Origin of the sequence: Roseburia sp. AF12-17LB (assembly GCF_003479605.1) — a bacterium.
GTDB classification, from domain to species: Bacteria; Bacillota; Clostridia; order Lachnospirales; family Lachnospiraceae; genus Roseburia_C; species Roseburia_C amylophila.
The window spans coordinates 396,985-420,900 of sequence record NZ_QUHR01000001.1 but is presented as its reverse complement, the minus strand read 5'-3'; the positions used below and the strand labels follow the sequence as shown (position 1 = coordinate 420,900).

Genomic DNA, 23,916 nt, shown 5'->3' with positions numbered 1-23,916 from the left:
TTATTTATCCTTGCGGCGGCTTGCGATGAACTTATCCCATCTTCCGCTTTCTAATTCTTTTTTATAATCTTCCATTATTGCACGATAAGAAAGATATTCCGGTACAAAGCCGAAATCTTCCTTCGCCTTTGTCATGTCAAACAAAAAGGATGGTGTATTATTTGGCTTGTCCGGGCGATAGACAATCTTAGAACCCTTACCCGGTCCAAATACATCAATAACGGTCTGCACCTGCTCCTCTAAAGTAAGTTCTGTACCGGATGTCATATTATAAAGACCATAGGTCTTATCACTGCGTAATGCCAGCACAAATGCTCTCGCAACATCCTTTACATAAATAATGTCTCTGGAAATCTGTGGGTCACCCCAGATTTCAATATCTTTTCCGGCTTCTGCATTCTCAATAAAGGTCTGGATTCCGGTCTTATAATATTTACCATTCACATAAATCTCAGAATGAGGTCCTACTCCGTATACCGGTGGCAGGCGGAAAGATGCACACTGCATGCCATGCTGCTCATTATAATATTCCATCACATCATTGGCGGCATTTTTGGAAATCACATATACCGCATGGTCTCCAGTATACATGAAATCTCTCGGCTCTGTCTCTTTTAAGGCAACGCCTTTTTTCCATGCATTTCTTACATCTGCATAGCTGCTGGTAGCAATCACTTTCTTAATGCCATTCTTCCGGCAGTATTCCAGCACATTAATGGTTCCCTCTACATTGATACGGATATAGTCTGCGGCATTCTCATCTGCACTGATATCCACCGGTGCATTTGCCGGAAGCAGACCTGCCAGTAAAATGACACCCTCTACACCTTCTGTCGGTAATTTATCAAAATCTTCTTTTTTCGAAATATCCAATGACACACAGGTAACGCCTTTTGCTTCCAGTTCCTGCTTCATGATTGCATTTCTTCCAGTTGCCAGCACCTCATAGCCTTCTTCTAAAAAGCGGTCTACCGTATACATTCCAATAAATCCTGTTGCCCCAATAATAACAACCATATCCTTAATCCTCTTTCCTGTATTTTCATTTATCTCTCTTTGTAAAATGCATTGACCTTATCAATTACATAATCTGCCTGCTCCAATGACAGATTATAATACAACGGTAATCGAACCAGCTTCTCGCTTTCCACTGTTGTATAACGGTCTTCTCCAGCAAATACACCATAACGCTGACCTGCCGGTGCTGTATGTAATGGTATATAATGAAATACCGCCTGTACACCCTGTTCCTTTAAATAACTGATTAAAGCTGTTCTTTCTTCTAAATCTCTGGCCTTGAGATAAAACATATGTGCATTATGTACACAACCATCCGGTATCGTTGGGCGGGCAATTTTACCCTCATCAGATAATTTTTCCAATCCATCCCAATAGCGGTTCCAGATAGACAGACGTTTTTCATTAATCTTATCCGCTACTTCAAGTTGTGCATAAAGATATGCTGCATTCAATTCACTTGGCAGATAAGAAGACCCCGCTTCTACCCAGGTATACTTATCAATCTGCCCCCGGAAGAATTTACTACGGTTTGTTCCTTTCTCCCGGACAATTTCTGCATTCTCTACATTTTTCTCATCCCGGATTAAAAGTGCTCCGCCTTCTCCCATACTGTAATTCTTCGTCTCATGAAAACTGTAACATCCGTAATCTCCCATGGTTCCAAGTGCTTTTCCCTTATAAGAAGACATCACACCCTGGGCTGCATCTTCAATCACCAGAAGATTATATTTCTTTGCTATTGCAAGAATAGTATCCATTTCACAGGATACCCCGGCATAATGTACCGGAACAATTGCTCTTGTCTTATCCGTAATTGCATGTTCAATCAGTTTTTCGTCGATATTCATGGTATCCGGCCGGATATCTACAAATACTGCCTTTGCCCCTCTTAGTACAAAAGCATCTGCTGTTGACACAAAGGTATAAGCCGGCATAATTACTTCGTCTCCCGGCTTAATTTCTGACAGAATTGCTGCAAGCTCTGTTGCATGGGTACAGGATGTTGTCAGTAATGCCTTTTTTGTTCCTGTATGTTCTTCTAACCAGGCATTACACTTCTTTGTGTATTCTCCATCCCCACATATTTTCTTATTTTCTACCGCCTTACGGATATAGTCCATGCTTTTTTCCATATAAGGTGGTTCGTTGAAATTAATCATTTTTCATCCTCCATTGTATATTAACGTCATTATATGACTTTTTGTTCTTTAACACAATAAATACGCTACTCTTTCAAAGAAAAATCTGCTTTATCCAGTGTTAAATTCGGATTATAGTACGGATCTCCATTTTCTAAAAGTTCTCCCCATCGTTCTCCAAATAAACCTATCTCCTGCTGGAATCTTGCTACTTTATCTGCGGAATCCTCCTGCCCTCTGGATTTTGACTCATAATGATAGAACTGGGCATATGGATTATATACTACAAGATAGCCCGCTTTTCTTACCTTCAGGCAAAAATCAATATCATTAAAGGCTACCTTAAATTCTTCATTTAAGCCCTCTACTTCATCAAATACACTTCGTCTTACCATCAGGCAGGCTGCCGTTACTGCTGACAAGTCCTGAACACTTATAATTCTTGAAAAATATCCATTATCATCTCTGTCCTGTCCGATAAAGGCATGTCCTGCAACACCGCCAAATCCAATGATAACTCCGGCATGCTGAATGGTATTATCTTCAAATATTAACTTTGCTCCCACAATTCCAACATCAGGACGCATGCATACATCCAGCATTTCTTTGATGCTGTCCGGTTCAATCATTTCTGTATCATTGTTCAGAAGCAGGACATATTCCCCATTTGCCTCTTTTGCGCCAAAATTATTAATTCTTGAATAGTTAAACTCTTCCTTGTAATATAAAACTCTGACATTATCCCTTTTCTCAATCTCTTTATAATAAGCGAAGGTCTCTTCTTCTGTACTGTTATTCTCTACAATGATAAATTCAAAATTCCGGTATGAGGATTTCTCTTCAATGGAATCCATACATTTTTTTAAATCCGCAACATGATCCTTATTTGGAATCAAAATAGATACTAGCGGCTGCTCCTTCCAGAGATAATGGGTACGGTACATCCCATAGAAGGGTCCCTGCTCCACTTCTGCTGGAATTCCGATTCTGTCATAATGTGCTTTTACCGCTTTGCATCCGTTTTCGAAGGCATATAACTTGCTTTCCGGATTCTCGGAGGTTGACTGTGCATGACACCGCCAATGATACAGCACCTTGGGAATATGCACGATATGCTCCGCCTTCTCGGTACAGCGTAAAATAAAATCATGATCCTGTGCACCATCATAACAGCTTTCAAATAGCCCCGCCCGCTCCATCACATCTTTGCGAACAACAAAGAGATGACAGATATAATTCATGGTACACAACAAATCAATATTATAATCGGATTTAAAATGTGGCTCAAAAAACTTCTTTCCACTCATATCCACTTTATCTTCGTCCGAATAAATCACATCTGTCTGCGGCTCCTTCTGTACCGCTTTTGCACACTGATACAGTGCTTCCGGAGAAAGTAAATCATCATGGTCTGTCAGCACAACAAAATCACCGTCTGCCATTTTCAATGCTTCATTGGTATTGCCGGCAATTCCCTCGTTGCTGTCTAAAAGGCAATATTTAATCCGTTTATCTTTTGCAATATATTCCCCGACAACAGGCTGGAGGCTGTGCTCCCTGCCACTTCCATCCGCAAGGCAAAGCTCCCAATTCGTATAAGTCTGTGCCTGTACCGATTCTATCATTTCCCGCAGATATTTTTCTTTTGTCTGGTACAGCGGAACTGCAATGGAGAAACATGGACCATTTTCAAATACTTCCTGTCTCTGACGAGCCAGTTCTTCTTCCTTCACACCATATTTTTTCAGAAAATCCTCGTATGATACAGTATCCTTTTTTCCCTGCATTTTTCTAATTATTTTACGTATTGTACGTTTCACACCATACTGTTTCCAATAACATATCCCTTTTTGAAACAGGCTTACTGTATCATGCCCACTTTCACCATGTCTCACTTTATCCAGAGACACGATATACTTATTTTCTTTTTCATTTGCATATAAATGTAAACTGAGTTTTCTGCCATTTTGTTCCGGTACATAAATTTCAAATCCGCATTTTACCGTTTCTTCTAACTCAGGAAATACATCCATAACATCTTTTCGATATTTCCACTGAACATCTATCGGAACATTTTTTCCATCTACCTGTGCCTGGCACTTTGTCTGTTCTCCAGCCACACACCATCCTGTCAGTACAAATTGCCCATCTTCCAGGCGTTCCATCTCCAAATTTCCATCCAGATGATTTATCATCTTCTCGAACTGTTTTTTATTAACATGATATACTTCTGTCTCTTCTGTTCCAAGGCAACTACATATTTTAAAATCTACTACAGTTTCTTCCGGTAACAATAATTTTCCAGTGATTTCTTCTCCTACATTCATCCGGTATTGCAAGTGTCTTCGTCTTACCTCTGCACCACTGGTAATCGTATATTCCACTGGAATTTCTTTTTGATTCAGATACACTTTTAATGTTCGGTTTTCCGGATTATCTTCCGGGAAAAATCCCCGAATAATCAATGTTCTTTCCTCCCGGGCATATAATCTGATACATTCTACTATAAAGTTTACTTCTGCCATAGTTGCCTCCATTTTAAAAGAAATCATAGCTTTCTATATTGTACCAAAAATAAACCGGATGGTCAAATAACGACCATCCGGTTCCTATCTTCTTTATTCTTATTAATATTTATATAACTGATTCATATAATCATTTAAAATACTATAACCATATCCTTTTTCTGTAGCCCAACCAAATCCAGATGGATTTTCTGATATACCAAGCCATTCGATGTATGGAGCTGTACCAGAGCGGTTTGCTGCAAACCAGGAACTGTAACGTTTATCTACAACAGGATTCGCAAAGGTTGGATTCTTTACTGCATACGCTTTTAAATGCTGCACATGCGCCCGGATTCCTTCTCTTACATTCTGATAAGAATCTCCATTCGTGCTTGCATCTGTTACACCCATTCCTGCGAAATTAAACTGATCAATTTTTACCTGTCCGGTAAATTTTAAGAAACCAGTCTCCTTCATTGCCTGGGTGAATGCCAATGCCGGATCCACTCCTTCTGCCGTTGCTTCATCATAATAAACCTGGCAAAAGCTTCTGATATCAGGAACATTGGCATTTCCGTAGTATGCCGGATAAGAAGCTTTGGCATTATAATAATTTACCATCTGATTTACTGTTGTAGTTGATTTTGTTATTACAGAATGATATATCTGTGATTCTGCATTTCTGCCCTCTGCCTTACCATTCTGGATATAATGCATATAATATGGCTTTAAATCATTGCCAAACGCTTGCTGCAAATCCATGTAATTGTTTTTATATATCTGAACGTTAAACTTCTTGCTTGCCTGACGTCCCTCTTTCATTCCATTATTTACAAAATGGGCTAAAAGGTCAATGTCATCTCCCTTGAAAGCAGATTTCAAATCACTGTATTTACTGTTGTAATAGTTGTAATCATATACCGCAGAATAATCCGTTCCATTGTAAATTGTTACCGGATTCTGAAGTACCTTGACACCGGCAGCAGTCCGCCTTTCTTTTTTGCCACTATTCATATAATGAAAATAATAACTCTTTAAGTCCTTACCAAATGCCAGTCTTAAATCCTGATACTGATTCCGGTAAGAGAAAACATCAAAATCAGCCTTTGCCTGACGTCCCTCAGCCATCCCACAGTTTACAAAATGGGCAAGCAATCCTACTTCATCATTTGTATATATTCTTGCTAAATCACTATATTTTTTGATATAAAAATTGTAATCATATACCGCAGAATAATCTACTCCATTATATGTTGTTATTGGATTCTGAATAGATTTCACACCTGTAGCTTTTCTTCCTTCTGCTTTACCATTACTAATATAATGCATATAATAGCTCTTTAAATTATTTCCAAAAGCTACTCTCAAATCCTGATATTGATTACGATAAGAGAAAACATCAAAGCTGTCTTTGGCCTGACGGCCTTCACTCATTCCACAATTCACAAAATGAGCAAGTAATCCTATATCATCATTCGTATATATCTTCGCCAAATCGCTATGCTTTTTCAGATAATAATTATAATCGTATACGGCAGAATAATCTATTCCATTGTACGTCGTTATCGGCTTTTGTAATGTATTTACACCTGTGGCTTTTCTGCCTTCTGACTTTCCACTACTAATATAGTGCATATAATAACTCTTTAAATTATTACCAAATGCTGCCCTCAAATCAGGGTACAGATTCTTATATGAATATACATCAAACTGGGAACTTCCCTGGCGTCCTTCTGCCATACCATACTGTATAAAATGCTGTAATAATGCACTGTCATCATTGCCAAATGCTGTCTTTAAATCAGGATAGCGGTCTGCATAATATGCAGCATCAAATACTGCTGAATATTCTTCCGGTTTCTCTTTCTTTAACCCAAAATACTGTGCAATTCCGGTTGCATCTGCCACACCAAGTTTTTTTAATCCTTCATCATTGGAAAGAAAGTTAGCAGCATCTGAAGAATTAGACATAAAAGCATGCTCTACAATAATTCCAGGGATACCATATTCCTTACAGTGTCTGATTACTGCATAATAATCTGCTGCCGAACCATCCGGATATTTATCCTCATTTGCATTTCTTATCTGTGTCCCTCTGCCTTTTAATCCGAGGCTGGTCAACTGTTCTAATATACAGGATGCTGCAGAGCCACCCACCTGACTGGTCCATGGGTTATAATTCTGGTTCGGATACCAGATTTCTGCACCGGATGCACTGGATGCACTGGAATAATTATTATGTAGAGAGACAAAAAGATTTGCTCCCATATCTCTTGCTATATCAGCTCTCCGCTGGAGGCAGGATTTATTATCTCCCCCACCATTCGGGCAGGAGGCAGAATCTCTCGTCATATATACAGTCACACCATAGTATTCTTCCAGTTCCGCTTTACAATACTGTGCAATTTTCAGATTCAGCTGTGCTTCCACGAATCCATTTGCAGAACTTCCGCCATGGGTTCCATCGTGCCCCGGGTCTAAGACAACAACCACATTTCCATTATAACGTGCTGTGCTTATTCCGGATTCTGCTGCTTCTGCTTTCTGGGTTGCAATGGCATCTGCAATCGAATCTTCTGATGTCTGATTGCCATTTTCATCAAAGCTTACTACATCCATATCTACATCTGTGGTCGCTTCATCTACTACTTCTGCATCCGGATTGGTCTCTACTTCTGTATTGACACCAAACCTAACGTCCATTCCTGCATCAGATAAATTAATCTGATATTCCTGACCATCTTTTTCATAAATGATAGCATCCAGTGCATATTCACCGGTACGGCTCTCATCTGCAAAAGTCTCTGAAAATCTGAGACCGTTTCCATCTGTCTCTGTAGCTGCCATCTCATAAGCTGCTCCATCAGATACTCTGTGATACAGTAATCTGCCACCACCAATAGCTAAATCTTCATTTCCGATATTGGCAACTACATTCTGTGTACCGCCAACTGCTATGTACGCATTATCTAATACCAGATAATTCAGTAAATCTTCTGCTGCCAATATATCTGCTGTCACTGCATTTTGTGTGTCCGCACTCTGTGTTTCTATTTCTGACTTTCCGGCAGTTTCTGTTCCATCAGCAGTTTCTTCTGTAGCGGTTGTTCCTTCTACTGCCTCTGTCGTTTCCTGCTCAGTGTCTGTAATACTCTCTTGTCCGGTAAGGGCTGTGTCTATTACTGTTTCCTCATTGCTCTGCTCTTCTGGCGTTACAGTATCCTGTGTTTCCTGCGTTTGTGCTGCATACAGATATTCTGTAGGCAGACTGGTAAGAATTGTTACTGCTGCCAGCAAAAGGGCTGCTTTTCTGCTCCATTTCTTTTTCATTTTGTCTTTGCTCCTTTGCTGCTTTACTACTTGTTTCTTTTTACTAACTATCTATTTTAACACTTTATCTGATTATGGCAACCACTTTTCCCATGAAAGACTGCCTGCCGGCTGGCTTGCTGCTGATGGAAAATACTGTCTGATACAGTCGGCAATAATCTGCTGTTTCTTTGGGATAGGATAGTCTGCCCTTATCATATAGTCCTTCTTATAGGCACGGAACATATAATCTGTGAATGTTTCTGCCCGGTCTTCCCTTCCATTGGTCTTGGCATAAGCAGAAATATAATATTGTTCTTCACACCCTCTGTTATAGTCCGATGTGGTATAATCATTATTTGTACTATTCACTTCTGCATCCGGTTTGATTGCTTCCGTTGCTTTTAATGGTGATTCATACTGCTGTGTAGAAGCATTCCATGATTTTGCTTCTATATAATATTCTATCAGATGCATCATTTCATGATTAAAGGTTCTATCAGACAATAAAAAGGACTGAGATGTATTTAGTGCAATAAACATCTGATCTCCATACTCCCTGCTTGTCACTCCTGCAAAAGAACCTCCACCGGCATCCAAATTATGTACCAGCTTTATGGTTACTGTAGTAATATCCTGCATGTCTGTAAAAAAACCTTTTGGATATCTTGCCATCTGTTCATCCACCATTGTAATCCATGTAAGCGTTGTCTCCGGGTCTGTCTCTCCGGAACAATAAGTATCCGTCCAATAGAAGCCTGCCGAATCTCCAGTCAGGACTGTCACGCCATAATCGTTACTGATTTTTGCAACCTTTGCTTTAATCTTATCCTCCGTTGTTGCCGGCTCTTCCGGTTCCGGATTTGGTTCTGGCTTCGGCGGTGTACCAATCTTCGTTACTGCATTTCTGCCTTCCTTTTTACCACAATCTATGTAATGAAGATAATAGCTCTTATTATCATTGCCAAATGCAGCTCTTAAATCACTGTAATTGCTCTTATACACGCCTAATACAAAATCTTTGCTTGCCTGTCTGCCCTCTGCCATTCCGCATTCCACGAAATGGCGGATTGCTGCTCTGTCGTCTCCGGCAAATGCTTTCTTTAAATCACTATATTTTGAAATATAATAATTATAGTTATATACGGCTGCATAATCTTTCCCATTATATGTTGTAACCGGATTCTGCAATGAAGTGACACCGGTTGTCTTTCTTCCTTCCCTCTTACCACAATTCATATAATGCAGATAATAGCTTTTCCAATCATTTCCAAATGCCTGTCTCAAATCTGCATACGCATTCCGGTATGATGCTACATCAAAATTCTGTGCTCCCCGGCGTCCTTCTGCCATTCCATAATTCACAAAATGTGCCAGAGTACTGATATCATCATCCGGAAATGCCCTTGCAACATCCGGATTTCTGCTGATATAGTAGTTGTAATTATATACAGACGAATAATTTACGCCATTATATACTGTAACCGGGTTCTGCAAGGTTGCAACACCGGCTGCCTTCCGTCCTTCCCTCTTACCACAATTCATATAATGCAGATAATAACTCTTTAAATCATTTCCAAATGCCTGTCGTAAATCTGCATAAGCATTCCGATAAGACCTTACATTAAATTCCGCACTTGCCTGACGGCCTTCTGACATTCCGTAATTTAAGAAATGTTGAAAAAGTGCATTTTCATCATTTCCAAATGCTATTTTTAAATCCTTATTATTCTTTGCATAATAGGACGCATCAAAAACAGGTGCATACGCACTTTTCTTCAACTGATAATTGACTTTATCCAGATTGATTTTCTGTTCTGTATCTGTCAGCCTCTCTGTACTGATTGCCAAAGTCTCACAATTTTTCTGCCCCGCATAGAAATGTTCTGCATTTCCACCCGTCCATATTGTTACCACTGCCAGCCCCAAGGCAAGCTGTCGTCTCCATGTTTTTCTCATAAGTATTTTCTCCATATTTTTCTATCTGCACAACTGTTTGTATTGTAACACGATATGAATCTACTTTAAAGAATTACTACTTGTCATTATGAAAATCTTAAGAATTTTGTCACAAAATGGAAAAAGCTGCTGCACCGCCGAATTTCATCTGCCTGTGCAACAGCCTTTCTTATCTGCATTCCAATCTATGCTGCTTTTCTTCCTTCATTTTTACCATAGTTTATATAATGGATATAATACTGTTTCAAGTCATCGCCAAATGCGGCTTTTAAGTCTCCATTTTTCTCACGGTAGGTCAACACATTAAATGCTTCACAACCACGGCGGCCTTCCTTCATTCCATAATTCACGAAGTGTGACAATACAGCCAGATCGTCATTTCCAAATGCTGCCTTGATATCCGGATTTGCGTCCACATAATAATTAAAATTATAAACTGCAGCATAATCCACTCCATTATATACTGTAACCCCGTCAATATCTGTTACTTTTCCGGTTGCCTGACGACCTTCTGCTTTACCGGAACTCATATAATGGTAATAATAACTTGCCAAATCATAACCAAATGCACTTCTCAAATCTTTATAGCGCATACGATAAGAATTCACATCAAATTTACTGCTTGCCTGACGTCCTTCTTTCATTCCATAATTCACAAAATGAGCAATCGCAGCAAGGTCATCCCCACCAACAGCTTTCTTCACATCTGTATTCTTGTTCAGATAATCACTCATATTATAAACTGCAGAATAATCTACTCCATTGTATACAGTAGTTCCCTGCATAGTTTTAGTTCCGGTTCCTTTCCGACCCTCTGCCTTGCCATTCTGTATATAATGAAGATAATAAGCTCTCCAGTTTGTACCAAACGCACTCCGTAAATCTGCATATTGATTGTAATAAGAATTCACATCAAAGTTCATATTTCCCTGACGTTTTTCATTCATGCCGCATGTCACAAAATGAGCCAGTGTACTGATATCATCATTTGGAAACGCCTTTGCAATATCTGGATACTTCTTAATATAATAGCTGTAATTATATACTGCGGAATAGTCTACTCCATTATATACAAAGACACCATCCGTAATCGCCACATCACCAGTCGCCTTACGTCCTTCTGCTTTACCATTTGATATGTAATGCAAATAATAAGAGCGTAAATTATTGCCAAATGCCATCCTTAAATCCTTATACCTGTTCTTATAAGAGATTACATTAAAGCTTGATTTTCCCTGACGTCCTTCTGCCATTCCGCAGTTAATAAAATGCATAAATGCCTGATTCTCATCTGCACCGAAAGCTGCTTTAATATCCGGGTAGGTTTTCAAATAATAATCCACATCAAATACTGACGAATAATCCACTCCCTGATAGTTATAGTCTCTATCTGTAATTACTTTGTCATTCTCACAGACCGGAACACTATAGCTGCTCCACCAGCTTTCTGCTGTATGCGACCACTTGCCATATTCATCACTGAAATTATCGGATACATTAAAACACCAATAACTATAGGCAGTTCCGGTTGTATCATCTGCATCATCATCCCAGGTACAGTCCACCACATACCATCTGCCATATAATTTTACTTTGTTCCACTCATGACTGCTGCTGGTAACGCATACCGTCTGAATACCAACTGCATTGCAAAGCATTTCAAAGGTTTCCGCATAACCGGCACATACTGCTTTACCTTCTAACAGAACTCCGGCACTGCTCTGATGATAGCTTCCCTTCTCAGAGTACCAGCAATTCTGCATAATAATGTCATGTGCTTCCTGCTCCATATCAAGAATTGTCGCTTTGCTCTTAATCGATGCTATCCATGAATCCAGCTTGTTTTTAATTCCATTCGTCTTATCCGCTCTTGCACTTCCATTTGAGCAGGTATTGTAAACGCCTAATGCCAGTTGATATTTACCATCTGAATTCACACCATAAAGCATCTCATCATTTACAAAATAGAACTGCGGATTGGACATCTGGAGAATTTTTGCTACTTCCAGTGCAGTATCCAAATCCAGACTGCCGATTGAAACAAAGCCCGAATGATAATGTCTCGTAGAATCAAAGGTCTTATAGCCGGCGCTCTTATTTCCTGTAAGGAATGACATATTCACATCATAAAGTGCCTGATAGAACTGCTTCTCTGCACCAGACATCTTACTATAATAATAGTCGGAGCCATATACTGCCCAGTAAGATGCATCTGCTGCATTATACTGTGCCCTGACTATTGGTAAATCTTCTGCTTCATCCTCATCAAGTTCTCCGACATTGATGGCCTTTGGCTGCTCATAGCCACACTTCTGTGCTTCATCAGCCACCCCATTGTCTGTCTCTTCTGCCCCAACCACCATATCCGGCATCATGGTTACTGCCATAAATAATGCCAGTAACAAGGCAATTAATCTGTTTCCCACTTTTTTCTTCATTGGTGCCCTCCTTAATTTTTTATTTGTTTACACATTTATATAATCTCATGTTACTTGTTTTGATGACTTTTTTCAACACAATGCTTGCTCTAATATCTTTTCATAAAAGGTTCCCGGAAAGTATTCCAGCAAAAATAACGGAACCGAACTTAAAATTGCTATTTCCCCTTTGCTTACAAAATTTTTCTGCTGACTCTGATAAATATCCTTCTGTGACAAATATTGAAACAATTCCTTATAAGATGCAGTTTCATATTTTCCCTGAACAATACAGTTTGCTTTCTTTATTGCCTGCTGGCACAGATACTGCCAGTCTTCATATGTATACTTCCGAAAATCCTGAAACTCTTTCATATCTGAAACTATATTCTTATATTTTCCTGCTTCTTCCAAAGATACGCTGCACCTTCTGTAACAGCAGTCTTCTTTTTTATTATCCCGTATTGCTTCTACCATCGGATAATTGATATACAACTTTCCTAATTCTGTCTCGTTATCAAAGGTCTCTAACATCTCCCCCAGTACAGCAGTTCCATCCGGATCTGTTGCACTCAAATTACAATTATGTCCATCATAGTCGAAAAAGAGATATATCTCCGAGAAATCATCCCGGCTATATCCCTTTAGTTTTTCTGCTGCATCCTTATTATATTCACGAATCAGCTCTATTAAATCTGTTTCGTACTCATCTTTCTGGATTTGTTTCCACAGCATATAAATATTCTGACCTGCAGGAAATCCAACAAAAACAATATTGGCTCTGTTTAAAAAGAAAATCTTCTTCAAATTCTCAATCAATATCCGTTCTGTCTTATTCCCCTCATAGATAACTGCAATACAATTATTTTCCATCAAACGCCCCCGCCTGGTACATCTTTCTCAGATTATGTGCCTTGCGTAACTCCTTCTCCGTTGAATCTGCAAAAGAACGAATCTGTCCATCGACAATCTGCATATAGCAGTCCGGTCTTAACAAATCATTCGTCATAATTGCAGTATTGTGTGTTGTAAATAATGCCTGAGTATGTTCCATTGCCAACAACTCCCGCACTACCTGCTCTGCTAATGTATCATGATAAAATGCATCAAACTCATCAATAAATACAAAGGATGCTTCTTTCATCTGAATCAGCCAATAGTAGAACAATGCCAGTGAACTGGTTCCTCTTGATGCAATCCGAAAGAAGCTTACATCCCTTTTTCCAAACCGGCAGAATAACCGCTTGCTTCCATCACTCTCTTTTGCCACCAATTCATATTTAATTCCCACTGATGCTAGGAATTCCTGAAATTCTTTCACATAGCCTCTCTCAATAATTCCTTCTCCAATATTTTCACTTCCTACTGTAAATCCCTGGTAACTATTCTTTGCCAAAGAACTGAACATCAGCATATGCTCAACAAAATCAATAAAAGTTTCAAACGTATTATTCTCATCATTATCATCTAAAACCGTATTGCGGGCAATATATTTCACAAAGGAAATGTTTTTCTCTGCCAAATCTGTATTAAGATTCTCTGCACCTTTCAGCAGAACTTCTCCCTTATTTGCTCTATAATCAAAAAAGATGACTCTCTTTCCATCTATCTCTACATCTTCTTTCACAAGAAGCATTGTTGGGCTTTTTCTGTAACTGTACTCAAGAATATGCTCACCAAACCGAAATTTGTAATAAAATTCCACGTATCCTCGATGCTCTAAATTCGCATATGGAGAATAATCTTCACTTGCTTTTTCCTTATCTGTCAAATGAAGAATCAAGTCAAAAATGGCATAACCAAGATTTGTCTTTCCGCTGGCATTCTCACCGTAAATCAAAGCGGTCTTAACAACACCATCCTGGACAGCCTCTTCACTGAATTCATAATTGTTTGTTCTGCTTAAATCTAAAATCAATTCGTCTTTAAAATTTTTAAAATTCTTTACGTGAAATTCTAATAACATAGATTCCTCGCTTTCTCTCATTACATCCATAATAACTTACTTCTCAGTCCTTTTCAATAGCTGCCGTAAAAAAAATACGGCAACTGTCAAATTGTTACTATGATGTAGTTTATGCATTTCAGAATTTTCTATCCTAACATTTCATCCTTCAAAATCGTATCCTCTGCCACATCCACCTTCAGCGTGCATCCGATAATTTCTTCCATCCGTTCCGGAGAAATTCCAGTTCCCGGTCTCTTGAAGGTCAGCATTTCTCTTGTGATTACGGTTCCTTTTGCAATATCGCAGGTTGTTACCAACGAACGTCTCGCATTCTTTCTGGCAGTCTGCTCTGTCTCTAAGCAGCATAAATCACCTTTGCCACGAATGGTATCAATAAATTCCAGTCCAGCAAGAATCTTTCTTGCATCATCCGGATCCATAGCATGATAGTGGTCATTTCCCTTTAAGGTCTTGTCCAGGGTAAAATGCTTCTCTATCACTACTGCGCCCAGATTGTACGCTGTTTTGATTACATCTGCGCAGGCATCTGGCTTCGTATGGTCTGAATATCCGATAATCAGATCCTTATACTTTTCTTTCAGGCTTGCTATCTTATTTAAGTTGGCATGCTCATACGGAGTCGGATATTCCAGTACGCAATGCAGGATGCAAAGCGGTTGGTTATTTACCTTACGGACTGTTGCTATCATGCGGTCAATCTCATCCTCATTGGCTGCGCCTACAGAAATAAGCATTGGTTTATTTTTCTTTGCCTGATATTCCACAAACGGAAGGTTGTTCATATCTGATGAAGATATTTTATAGACATCCATCATCTTATCGAGATAATCTGCAGATTCGATGTCAAATGCAGTGGATAAAAATTCAATGCCGATTTCGTCGCTGTAATCCTTCAGCTCCTGATATTCTTTTTCGCCAAACTGGTCAAATTTCTGAAATAACTCATGCTGGGATGTTGTTGTCTCTTCCGTGGTATCCCAGTAAGAAGGAGAATCCTTTGCTGCCAGCGTATCAGCTTTATAGGTCTGGAATTTTACTGCATGGATTCCGGCATCCTTGGCTTTCTTGATCATTAACTTCGCAGCTTCCATATTGGAAATGTTCATTTTCTTTGCAATGTCATAATAATTTACACCAATCTCTGCAATCAGTACTGCTTTATGTGTCAGAGCACGTTCTATAATTTTACTCATATTCATTTCTCCTTTACTTCTCTGACTTTTTATATTCTGTCAGTTTCTTTGCCAATGTGATGCATGGCTTTTCCACGCCCCAATGGAGAATTGCCGCCAGTAAAATACTTGTAACCAATACAATAATCACTTTTTTCGTCCATCCCATTTCCGTAGTATTTAACCGCATTAAGATTGGGAAATGAATGAGGTACAGCGGAAAGCTGATTTCTCCAATCCATTGCAGGATGCGGCTCTTATTAAGCCATGCTTTCCATATTTTTCCTTTTACGATTCCAAGAATAATAAGGCACCACAATCCCCCCATCAGCAGATATTTATTCTGCAGATAAGCAGATGGCTCGATTCCCCACAGTTTCTGCCGGAACCATGGTGTAAAGGAAAATAATATTACTGCCAACACCAGTACAATTACATCTGCTCCTACGCTGTTTTCCTTCCAGTTATTCCAGAAGTCCCAGATAATTGCAAGAAGCATTCCCATTAAAAATACCGGAACATACCACCGCAACTGCGTGGAATTTTCTGTGTATGTGGTAAACGGAAATACTACTGACAGTGCAATGCCAATTCCTGCGATTATTGCAAACAGCCATTTTTTATTCCTTATCATCTGCTGCAACAGCCAGAACAGCGGTGCAATCAGGAAAAATTTCATAATAACCGGCATATACCAGAAATGCCCAAATCCATCTATCAGCAACAAATGCCGCACCAGTTCCTTTCCATCCGGAATAAATCCCAGTCCCATGGAAATCAACAGAACTGCCAGATATGGTATCATAATCCGGATGATTTTCTTGCCATAATAGCCCATAAGATTCCGCCCCTTCAAAGCCTGCTGCCTCTGGCAGAGCGGATACAGAAACCAGAATCCACTGAAAATCATAAACAGCCAGACACCTATTTTGCCACAGCCGTTAAAATACATTCCATAATTTGTCGAGCTTGCGCCAAGATGTGCCGCCAGTACGAAGAGGCAGCCTATTCCACGCAGGCTCGAAAGCCATGCTATGTTCTTCTGCATATTTGTTCTCCAATTAGTCTCACTTTGGTCTCAATGGTCTCATTTTTAGTCTCAATGGTCTCACTCTTGCTACCAAAATCTATTCTTCGTCCTCCAAAATCAATCCAATTACCCTCTTAATACCGGACTTCAGGTCATGACGCATCATCAGGCTTTGCATTTCCTTTCGAATCTGCGGTGTCTCAACCAGCCAGCGAAAGGTTGTCTCAATGGTTTCATCTGCCACGTTGATTCCAAGTCCAAGATTTAAGAAACCGTTGTTCATCTGTGCAAAGGTGTGCTTCATCTCACGCTCATTCTGAGCCATAACCACTGCAGGTACGCCCATGGTGGCAAGCTCATAGACGGTTCTGCCCTGAGAAGTAAATGCCAGGTCTGCCTTGCCAAAAAGGTCGCTGATGTGTTTTAAATTCTGCTCTACATAGATGCCTGCTGTCTCATCTGTCTCAATCTGATTTGCTTTCTGGTCATACCCTACGCCCAGTGCAAAATGGAATTTAATCTCCGGATAATCCTTATGGATCCGCTTTGCCATCTCATAGATTCTCTTGGTAAAGTTCGAAGGGTCTGTTCCACCGAAGATAACCACTATATTCTGCACCTGTTCATGAAATACGGATGGTGTGGCACAGAAAAATTCATCCCGAAGACATACATAATTGGATCCCCAGTAATAATTATCTCCTCTGGTATGATCTTCATACAGAGCATTAATCACTGCATCCGCATAATCGGCTCCCTCACCAAGATCTTCTATCGTTACGACACGTTTTACATATTTCTTTAATTCTTTGATATAATCTGCTTTGGTATTCAGGCAGTCATTTACTACTACATCCGGCTTCCATTCCTGCACGAATTCCAAGAATTCTTCGTCACTCTTAATGGTATGTACCGGCATATTTGCTTCCTGCAGTTTCTTCAGTCCCGGCTCATGCTGCTCTTTTGTTACAAAGAGAAGCTCCTGTCCGGTCAGATTATATGCCAGTGTCAGGCAGTGATAAATATGTCCCATTCCTAGCTCTTTGTATCCGTCTGCCCGAAGAATAATCCGTTTCTTTTTTAGTTCATGCTCACACAATACCCAGTCGGAAGCTGCATCAATATCCACCGCCTCACGCTCCGGCATCTCATAGACAGAAACCTTCTTTCCAATACGGCTGTTTACCTCCATACATTCTCTTCTTGTAATCAGAAATGCACCTGTCTCAAGATAGTTCGGCGGTAACTGCTGACGGTTCAGACGTTTCTCATAATTCGGTACATAGCAGCCATCCTTCTTCGTCCATGATAAATGCGGCTTATTTACCACACTGATATAAGTATCATCGGAAGAAGCCAAAAAGCTTTCCAAAGCCTTGTCCAAGGTATCAGAAGAAAGTAACGGTGATGTTACCTGTAAGGTAATTACCACATCATACTGAATCCCTTTCTTCTTTTCCATGGTGCAGACTGCATCATAGATAACCGGGTCTAATGTCACGGCATCCTTTGCCAGTTCACTATCTCTGGTCATGGTCTCTACACCATAAGAAGAAGCTATTTTCAAAATCTCTTCATCATCAGATGAAACTACAACATCATCAATGCTTGGACAATTCTTTGCATTATGAATTGCATAATAAATAAGTGGTTTTCCATTCATCAAACGGACATTTTTCCGTGGTATTCCTTTTGAGCCGCCACGAGCCGGTATTACTGCCAAGACCATTATCTTATCCTCTCTGTTGTTATTGTTATACTTCTGATTATTGTTCAATCGCTGGGATTAAATAGTCACTTCCTATTATAATATTTGGGTCTTCCTGTTCAAATGTCCCATATATATGAAAATTAATCCTTTCATTTTCCTTATATTTTTTCAAATTTACATTAACTTGAAACTGTCCATCTCCATGATCCACAAAATTATACCATATTGGCTCCTCATTACCTTTCCAGACTGCCACAGATAGGTCATGATACCCTTCCGTTACATTTGAGACTGTTACTTCTGCCATGTGTGTTTTCTGCTTATAGTCTATATTCAATTGAGCATCACATTCTTTCTTCGAATATTTTCCTCCCATATTTTGATAATTTTCCGCTAAACTTTCATCGTTAAAGCAAACAATAAATTGATTGTCTTCTAACACAACATATTTATGTATAATATATTTTTCTGGAATAGCGGCATCAAATATAATCACTCCACTTTCCGTTATATTATCGCAGGTTGTTGAATTAAATGTTATATCTCCATCTTTTAACATCTTTATCATATGAGAATCTTCTCCCACATAAAACATGTCAACATCCACTTTTTCATTGATATCATAGCAAGTATTAATTACTTCATCATATTCTTTCATTGGTGTTATATATTTATAATCAAACAACACCTGACCACATATTATCAATATAATGCATAAAATAATTAAATAACATTCCTTCTTTTTAAATATCTTTCCCAAAAGAATCCCGATGCCAACATTTATGAAAGGGATAATATAATAACCATTTACAACCAAAAAAGCAACCGCACAAATCGCCAAAACTGTAGCAATTATCCAACTCCATTTCTTATTCTTTATAAACTTGAAACAGCAATACCAAATTGCAAACGCTGAACAATATATAAGAGACATTTTCAAACTGTAATTTTTACAATTAATATATGGCAAGCAAACCGTAATTACTGCTATAAACAGATTGACTGTTCTGCCTAGGTCACTGCATATCTTGTCATATAAAAAATACACAATTACAATTTGTAGTATCATCATCAATGATAATATAAATATTCTCGAAATATCTTTATTAATGACAAAAGAATTATACGTATGTAATCCCAATAATAACCCAATAAGTATTACTCCAACATATGTCATCCTCTTCTGCCAAAGTGTTTCCTCATTAAAATTCACACTATTATAATTTGTCATTCTTTCAATTGCCGGTAATTTTGCCATCCATGTAAATATCTTGTCTGAATATATATACATCAATACTGATATTACTGTCAAAATATCTACTGCCAGCGAGCTATTCAGCATTTTTGCGCCATGTCTATATTCGCAATCATACATTATATCAATAACGCTAATGATTTCCATGCCAAAACATGCCACCATAAATGTAAACGAAAAATCAAATTTTCTTCTTTTTTCATTGGATATATAAAGCCAAAATAGCAATGAAACAGCAAATAATATTGCCAATATTTTTACATTACATACACAGGCTGTTATCGTCCATATACATCCTCTTATTATTTTATTTTCTGCATAATTTATTTTATATGTATCAAGTGCATACATTACATAATCTACAATTACAATAGCTGACATTAGATACATTAACAGGTCCAGTGAAACACATATATATATATTTCTATATACTAATGAACTGACAAAGTATACTGATACAAGAACAGACAATATTTTTACAATAAAGTCTGCACTATTCACAACTTTTTCCCTCATGTCATATTTCCTTCCTTACAAACTTACTTTTTAATTTCGTACTTGAACCCTTTTTTATAACAAACATAACTATCCAAAAAAATGTTCCTCCAACATCAAGCACCAGCAATGGTATACCGGTAAATGCAGTTCTTGAATCATATAGGTTTCTGTCTCTGGAACTTTTACTACCACATCCGAAACACTTGCAAGTTCTCCACCTTTTGCCCCCGTAAGTCCAACAATCTTAATTCCCAATGCTCTTGCAACAACAGTTGCACTTATAATATTTTTACTATTCCCTGATGTAGAAATTCCAAGAAAAACATCCCCTTCTCTTCCATATCCGAATAATTGCTGTGCAAATACACCAAGTCCATCCACATCATTAATATACGCAGTAGTAAGTGCTTCATGTGCAACAAGTGGAATAGCCATCAGACCACATTCCAGATTTTCAGCTAAAGATGGTCCTCTCTCTGAATCCACCTCACAAAGTTTCTTGGCAAATTCTGCTGATACTTTTCGCGGAGTTTTAAAACGTTTCATAAGCTCTCCCGCAATATGTTCTGAATCAGCAGCCGAGCCACCATTGCCTGCAATCAAAAGCTTATGGTTATTTTCATAAGCCTCCTCCATAACTAAATAACCATCTATTATATCCTGCCTGCACAACTCTAAAACAGGATATCGCTGTATTAACAAATCAATATGTTTCCCTAATTTTTTTTCTAAATGTCTCATATTTCTCCTTCATAAAATTCTAATTAAGAATTTCCGTAATTACCTCAAGCAAAGATTCACCTGTTATATCAGCTTCTATCAGCTTATTTTCACGTTTTATATATCCAGTCTTACACCTAGCATTTTTTCCAGCCAATACATCATTTTCTCCATCACCAATCATCCATGATTTTGACAAATCAACATTAAAATCAGTTGCTGCCTTCCACAACATCCCAGGTTTTGGTTTTCTGCAATCACATTCAAACTTCAACTCTGGTATTTCACCATCATATCCCTTGTCTGGATGATGTGGGCAATAGTAAATTGCATCTATATATGCACCTTTCTCTCCTAAAAGTGTTTCCATCTTATTATGAATCTCTTCCAGTTCTCCATAAGACACTTCGCCTCGTGCAATTACCGGTTGATTAGTCACTACAATAGTCAGATAACCTGATGCATTAATTTTTTTGATTGCTTCTATCACGCCTGGTAACAATTCAAATTCATCAATATTTCTCAAAAATCCTACATATTTATTTATTGTACCATCCCGATCCAAAAAAATAGCCTTCTGTTTATTTGACAAATTTTTTGCCTGAACAATTCCTTTTTCATAATCTTTGCATACACCATAATACCTTTCTGGTGTCCCCATATCTTTTACATATTCCGGACTATCGTATACATACATCTTTCCTGTTCCAGATAATGGTTTCAAAATCTGACGATCAAGGTCAATTTTTCCAATAGGTACGATTGCCGTCTTATCACTATGCACCCCTGCATCTGAGACAACCATCTTCTCATCATCTGCCAATAATTTCAAATATTCATCAATAACCCTATTCGCAATAACATGTAAACCCGCATTCACTCTATTCTGATACCACCTAGGTCTCTTATCCTCTTTTGCCAACCATTTGTCCACCTGTTCGTTGCGATTAACAATAATAAGTCCACTATCATAAGGATGTGCATTCGGATGAGTAAATAAAGTCACTTCAGCCTTCTTTTCTCTGTGAAATGTTACCATTCTATTAAAATCAACGTCAAATATAGCATCTGCATTTAATAGTAAAAACGAATCATCTCCAGATTCTTCTATTTCCTGTCTCAACCGGAATAATGCCCCAGCATTGCCCAGCGGCTCTTTTTCAAAGTAATAATTAATATGCACTCCTAACTGACTTCCATCCTTGAAGTAATCCATAATTACTTCTCCCATATGACTCACAGTAAGGATAATATCTGTAAATCCCTGATTTCTAAGACAGACTATTTCTCTCTCCAATACCGGCACTCCACATATTGGAATCATTGGTTTTGGTATATCTTGGGCAATAGCTGAAATACGAGTTCCTCTACCACCTGCCATTATGATTGCTAACATTTATTCTTTTCTCCTAATAAATATTTCCACTTGGTATAACAATAGTATTACCTTCGTTAGCATAAATCACTTGTCCATTAATGCATGAACTTAAAGGTGCTACTAAAAACAATGCTAACTCCGCAATTTCTTCACATGTAATTAATCTTCCACCTAATGCAGGAAATGATAATTCGTCACCTGTTGTCCTTCCCGCAATCTTTGTAGCAACTCCACCTGGGGCAATTGCATTCGAACGAATTCCATATTTCCCTAATTCTACCGCAAGCCCCTCTGTATATTGCATAATTATATTTTTCGAAAAACCATATGGATTTGTGCCTGCTACTTTTCCTGTCTCAGACGAAATATTTAATATAACCCCTTTGATTTTTTCTTCTATAAAATAATTAACCACTCTGTTTGTCGCGAAATATGGTCCTCTGATATTGGTCGACATTATCTCATCCCAATCCCGTAACCTGCATGAACTGTAATTAACATCCCTATATATTCCGGCATTATTAATCCAAATATCAACTTGTCCCAATTCATTAAGTACTTGTTTGAATTTTTCTTCTATAACTGTGCAATCGGATATATCCCAATTCAAAACGCTGACTTTATCTCTATCCACTGCATCTGCAAAGTTATGTAATTTTACCTCATCTCTCCCTGTTATCAAAACTCTTGCCCCTTGACTAATACACTTGCGGGCAATAGCTGCTCCAATCCCTTCAGAACCGCCAGTAATAACCACGCATTTATCTCTTAGCAAATTTCCACTTTGAGTTGTTGAAATATCTACATAAACCTTTTTACCAAACATTTTTTTTAAAGTACGGCTAATTTTATTCATGGCTGGTCTCCTTTCCAATATCCATTTTTATATAAATCATTCTCTAATTTTTCCATAAAAACTCGTCTTCCAGTCTCAGATAACCAATCAACTCCATTCCAAAACAAATTATTATCATCTTGAAATGTATCATCCAGTCTATAATCTAAATGTAAAACATTATTTTTTTCTGCTATATCCCGAAAATTCGAATAGTAAAAATTGTGTAAAAATTTTTCAGAAAACATTTCATTCATCTGCCGTGCCATAGGGCCCGTCACAAAAACAAGTTTCCATCCCTGTGCTTTACATTTATCCACCAATCTTTCTAATAACTTTCGATTATATTCAAAGCATGGTATTAAATGAGTTGTATCTGCATCCGTCAAATTCTCTAATTGAAACTGTTTCTTCCATACATCACAATGTTCCTGTGCTATTTTTTTCAATCTGTCTTCAGATACAACACAATTTTGATATGACCATTCGGAGTCAATTTTTCTATTTACAATGCTATATATTGCTTTTTTCCCTGCATACAAAATTGGATATTTTACCGCAATTATATACTTGAGAAGCGAATATTTTTCTATTCTATCTTTGGGCAGCTCATAATAATACTTTGCAATTTGATTCAATGATGTATAATTTTTTAAAGCAAATAAACCAATAGGAAAAAAAGCAACCACAATTGTATCTCGTGGAATATGCTTCGAATAATTTTCCAGTAACTGAATATCATAATATAAAGATTGTGGTGCACGGGCCAGACTAACTCCCTCATTTTTAAAGTACTGAAATGCAAATCTGGCATGTACACTTCCCAAATTAACCATTTTGATTTTGTCGGACCAATATATTTTTCTCACAGGACGATTCTCAAATTCAACTAAATTTTGATAATAAAACGAATTCTTATATCTATAATTCAATAACATGAATACCATTATTATCAAACATAATATTCCTAAAACTATCATTTATTTACTTCCTTCAT

The 23,916-nt window shown here is 38.1% G+C and carries 16 protein-coding genes; all 16 read right to left on the bottom strand.

The features are described from left to right. Entirely contained in the window at nt 1-1,017 is a 1,017-nt protein-coding gene (locus DWV68_RS01865) for an NAD-dependent epimerase/dehydratase family protein (protein ID WP_118056475.1), read from the bottom strand. Nucleotides 1,018-1,046: 29 nt separating this feature from the next. Further along, nucleotides 1,047-2,180, bottom strand: coding sequence for a dTDP-4-amino-4,6-dideoxygalactose transaminase (gene rffA / locus DWV68_RS01860; RefSeq protein WP_118056476.1), 1,134 nt, complete (start codon nt 2,178-2,180; stop codon nt 1,047-1,049). Between the two features lie 65 nt (nt 2,181-2,245). Continuing rightward, nucleotides 2,246-4,684: a glycosyltransferase family 2 protein gene (locus tag DWV68_RS01855; protein WP_118056477.1), complete on the bottom strand. Its 2,439-nt coding sequence runs from the start codon at nt 4,682-4,684 to the stop codon at nt 2,246-2,248. Between the two features lie 102 nt (nt 4,685-4,786). Continuing rightward, nucleotides 4,787-7,996: an N-acetylmuramoyl-L-alanine amidase gene (locus tag DWV68_RS01850; RefSeq protein ID WP_118056478.1), complete on the bottom strand. Its 3,210-nt coding sequence runs from the start codon at nt 7,994-7,996 to the stop codon at nt 4,787-4,789. A gap of 72 nt (nt 7,997-8,068) precedes the next feature. After that, nucleotides 8,069-9,934 carry a hypothetical protein gene (locus DWV68_RS01845; protein ID WP_118056479.1) on the bottom strand — a complete coding sequence of 622 codons (1,866 nt, stop codon included), beginning with the start codon at nt 9,932-9,934 and terminating at the stop codon, nt 8,069-8,071. 185 nt (nt 9,935-10,119) lie between these two features. Beyond that, entirely contained in the window at nt 10,120-12,372 is a 2,253-nt protein-coding gene (locus tag DWV68_RS01840) for a transglutaminase domain-containing protein (RefSeq protein WP_118664882.1), read from the bottom strand. Between the two features lie 72 nt (nt 12,373-12,444). Beyond that, nucleotides 12,445-13,224 carry a hypothetical protein gene (locus DWV68_RS01835; RefSeq protein WP_118056481.1) on the bottom strand — a complete coding sequence of 260 codons (780 nt, stop codon included), beginning with the start codon at nt 13,222-13,224 and terminating at the stop codon, nt 12,445-12,447. Beyond that, nucleotides 13,214-14,347, bottom strand: coding sequence for an AAA family ATPase (locus DWV68_RS01830; RefSeq protein WP_242988686.1), 1,134 nt, complete (start codon nt 14,345-14,347; stop codon nt 13,214-13,216). The genes DWV68_RS01835 and DWV68_RS01830 overlap by 11 nt, the downstream gene beginning before the upstream one ends. Nucleotides 14,348-14,445: 98 nt before the next feature. After that, on the bottom strand, nt 14,446-15,513 hold the full coding sequence (locus DWV68_RS01825) for an N-acetylneuraminate synthase family protein (protein WP_118056482.1): 1,068 nt from the start codon (nt 15,511-15,513) through the stop codon (nt 14,446-14,448). Nucleotides 15,514-15,526: 13 nt separating this feature from the next. Continuing rightward, nucleotides 15,527-16,540: an acyltransferase family protein gene (locus tag DWV68_RS01820; RefSeq protein ID WP_118056483.1), complete on the bottom strand. Its 1,014-nt coding sequence runs from the start codon at nt 16,538-16,540 to the stop codon at nt 15,527-15,529. Nucleotides 16,541-16,619: 79 nt separating this feature from the next. After that, on the bottom strand, nt 16,620-18,251 hold the full coding sequence (locus DWV68_RS01815) for a cytidylyltransferase domain-containing protein (RefSeq protein WP_118056484.1): 1,632 nt from the start codon (nt 18,249-18,251) through the stop codon (nt 16,620-16,622). A 37-nt stretch (nt 18,252-18,288) separates the two neighbouring features. Beyond that, nucleotides 18,289-20,004: a hypothetical protein gene (locus tag DWV68_RS01810; RefSeq protein WP_118664880.1), complete on the bottom strand. Its 1,716-nt coding sequence runs from the start codon at nt 20,002-20,004 to the stop codon at nt 18,289-18,291. 69 nt (nt 20,005-20,073) lie between these two features. After that, nucleotides 20,074-20,727 (bottom strand): D-sedoheptulose-7-phosphate isomerase, encoded by a 654-nt coding sequence (locus DWV68_RS01805; protein WP_118056486.1) that lies wholly within the window; start codon nt 20,725-20,727, stop codon nt 20,074-20,076. A gap of 19 nt (nt 20,728-20,746) precedes the next feature. Beyond that, nucleotides 20,747-22,102: a D-glycero-beta-D-manno-heptose 1,7-bisphosphate 7-phosphatase gene (gmhB, locus tag DWV68_RS01800; protein ID WP_118056487.1), complete on the bottom strand. Its 1,356-nt coding sequence runs from the start codon at nt 22,100-22,102 to the stop codon at nt 20,747-20,749. A gap of 13 nt (nt 22,103-22,115) precedes the next feature. Next, complete coding sequence (locus DWV68_RS01795; RefSeq protein WP_118664878.1) at nt 22,116-22,940, bottom strand: SDR family NAD(P)-dependent oxidoreductase; 825 nt, start codon at nt 22,938-22,940, stop codon at nt 22,116-22,118. Next, nucleotides 22,937-23,899, bottom strand: coding sequence for a hypothetical protein (locus DWV68_RS01790; protein ID WP_118664876.1), 963 nt, complete (start codon nt 23,897-23,899; stop codon nt 22,937-22,939). Before DWV68_RS01790 ends, DWV68_RS01795 begins: the two co-directional genes overlap by 4 nt. Nucleotides 23,900-23,916: the final 17 nt, after the last annotated feature.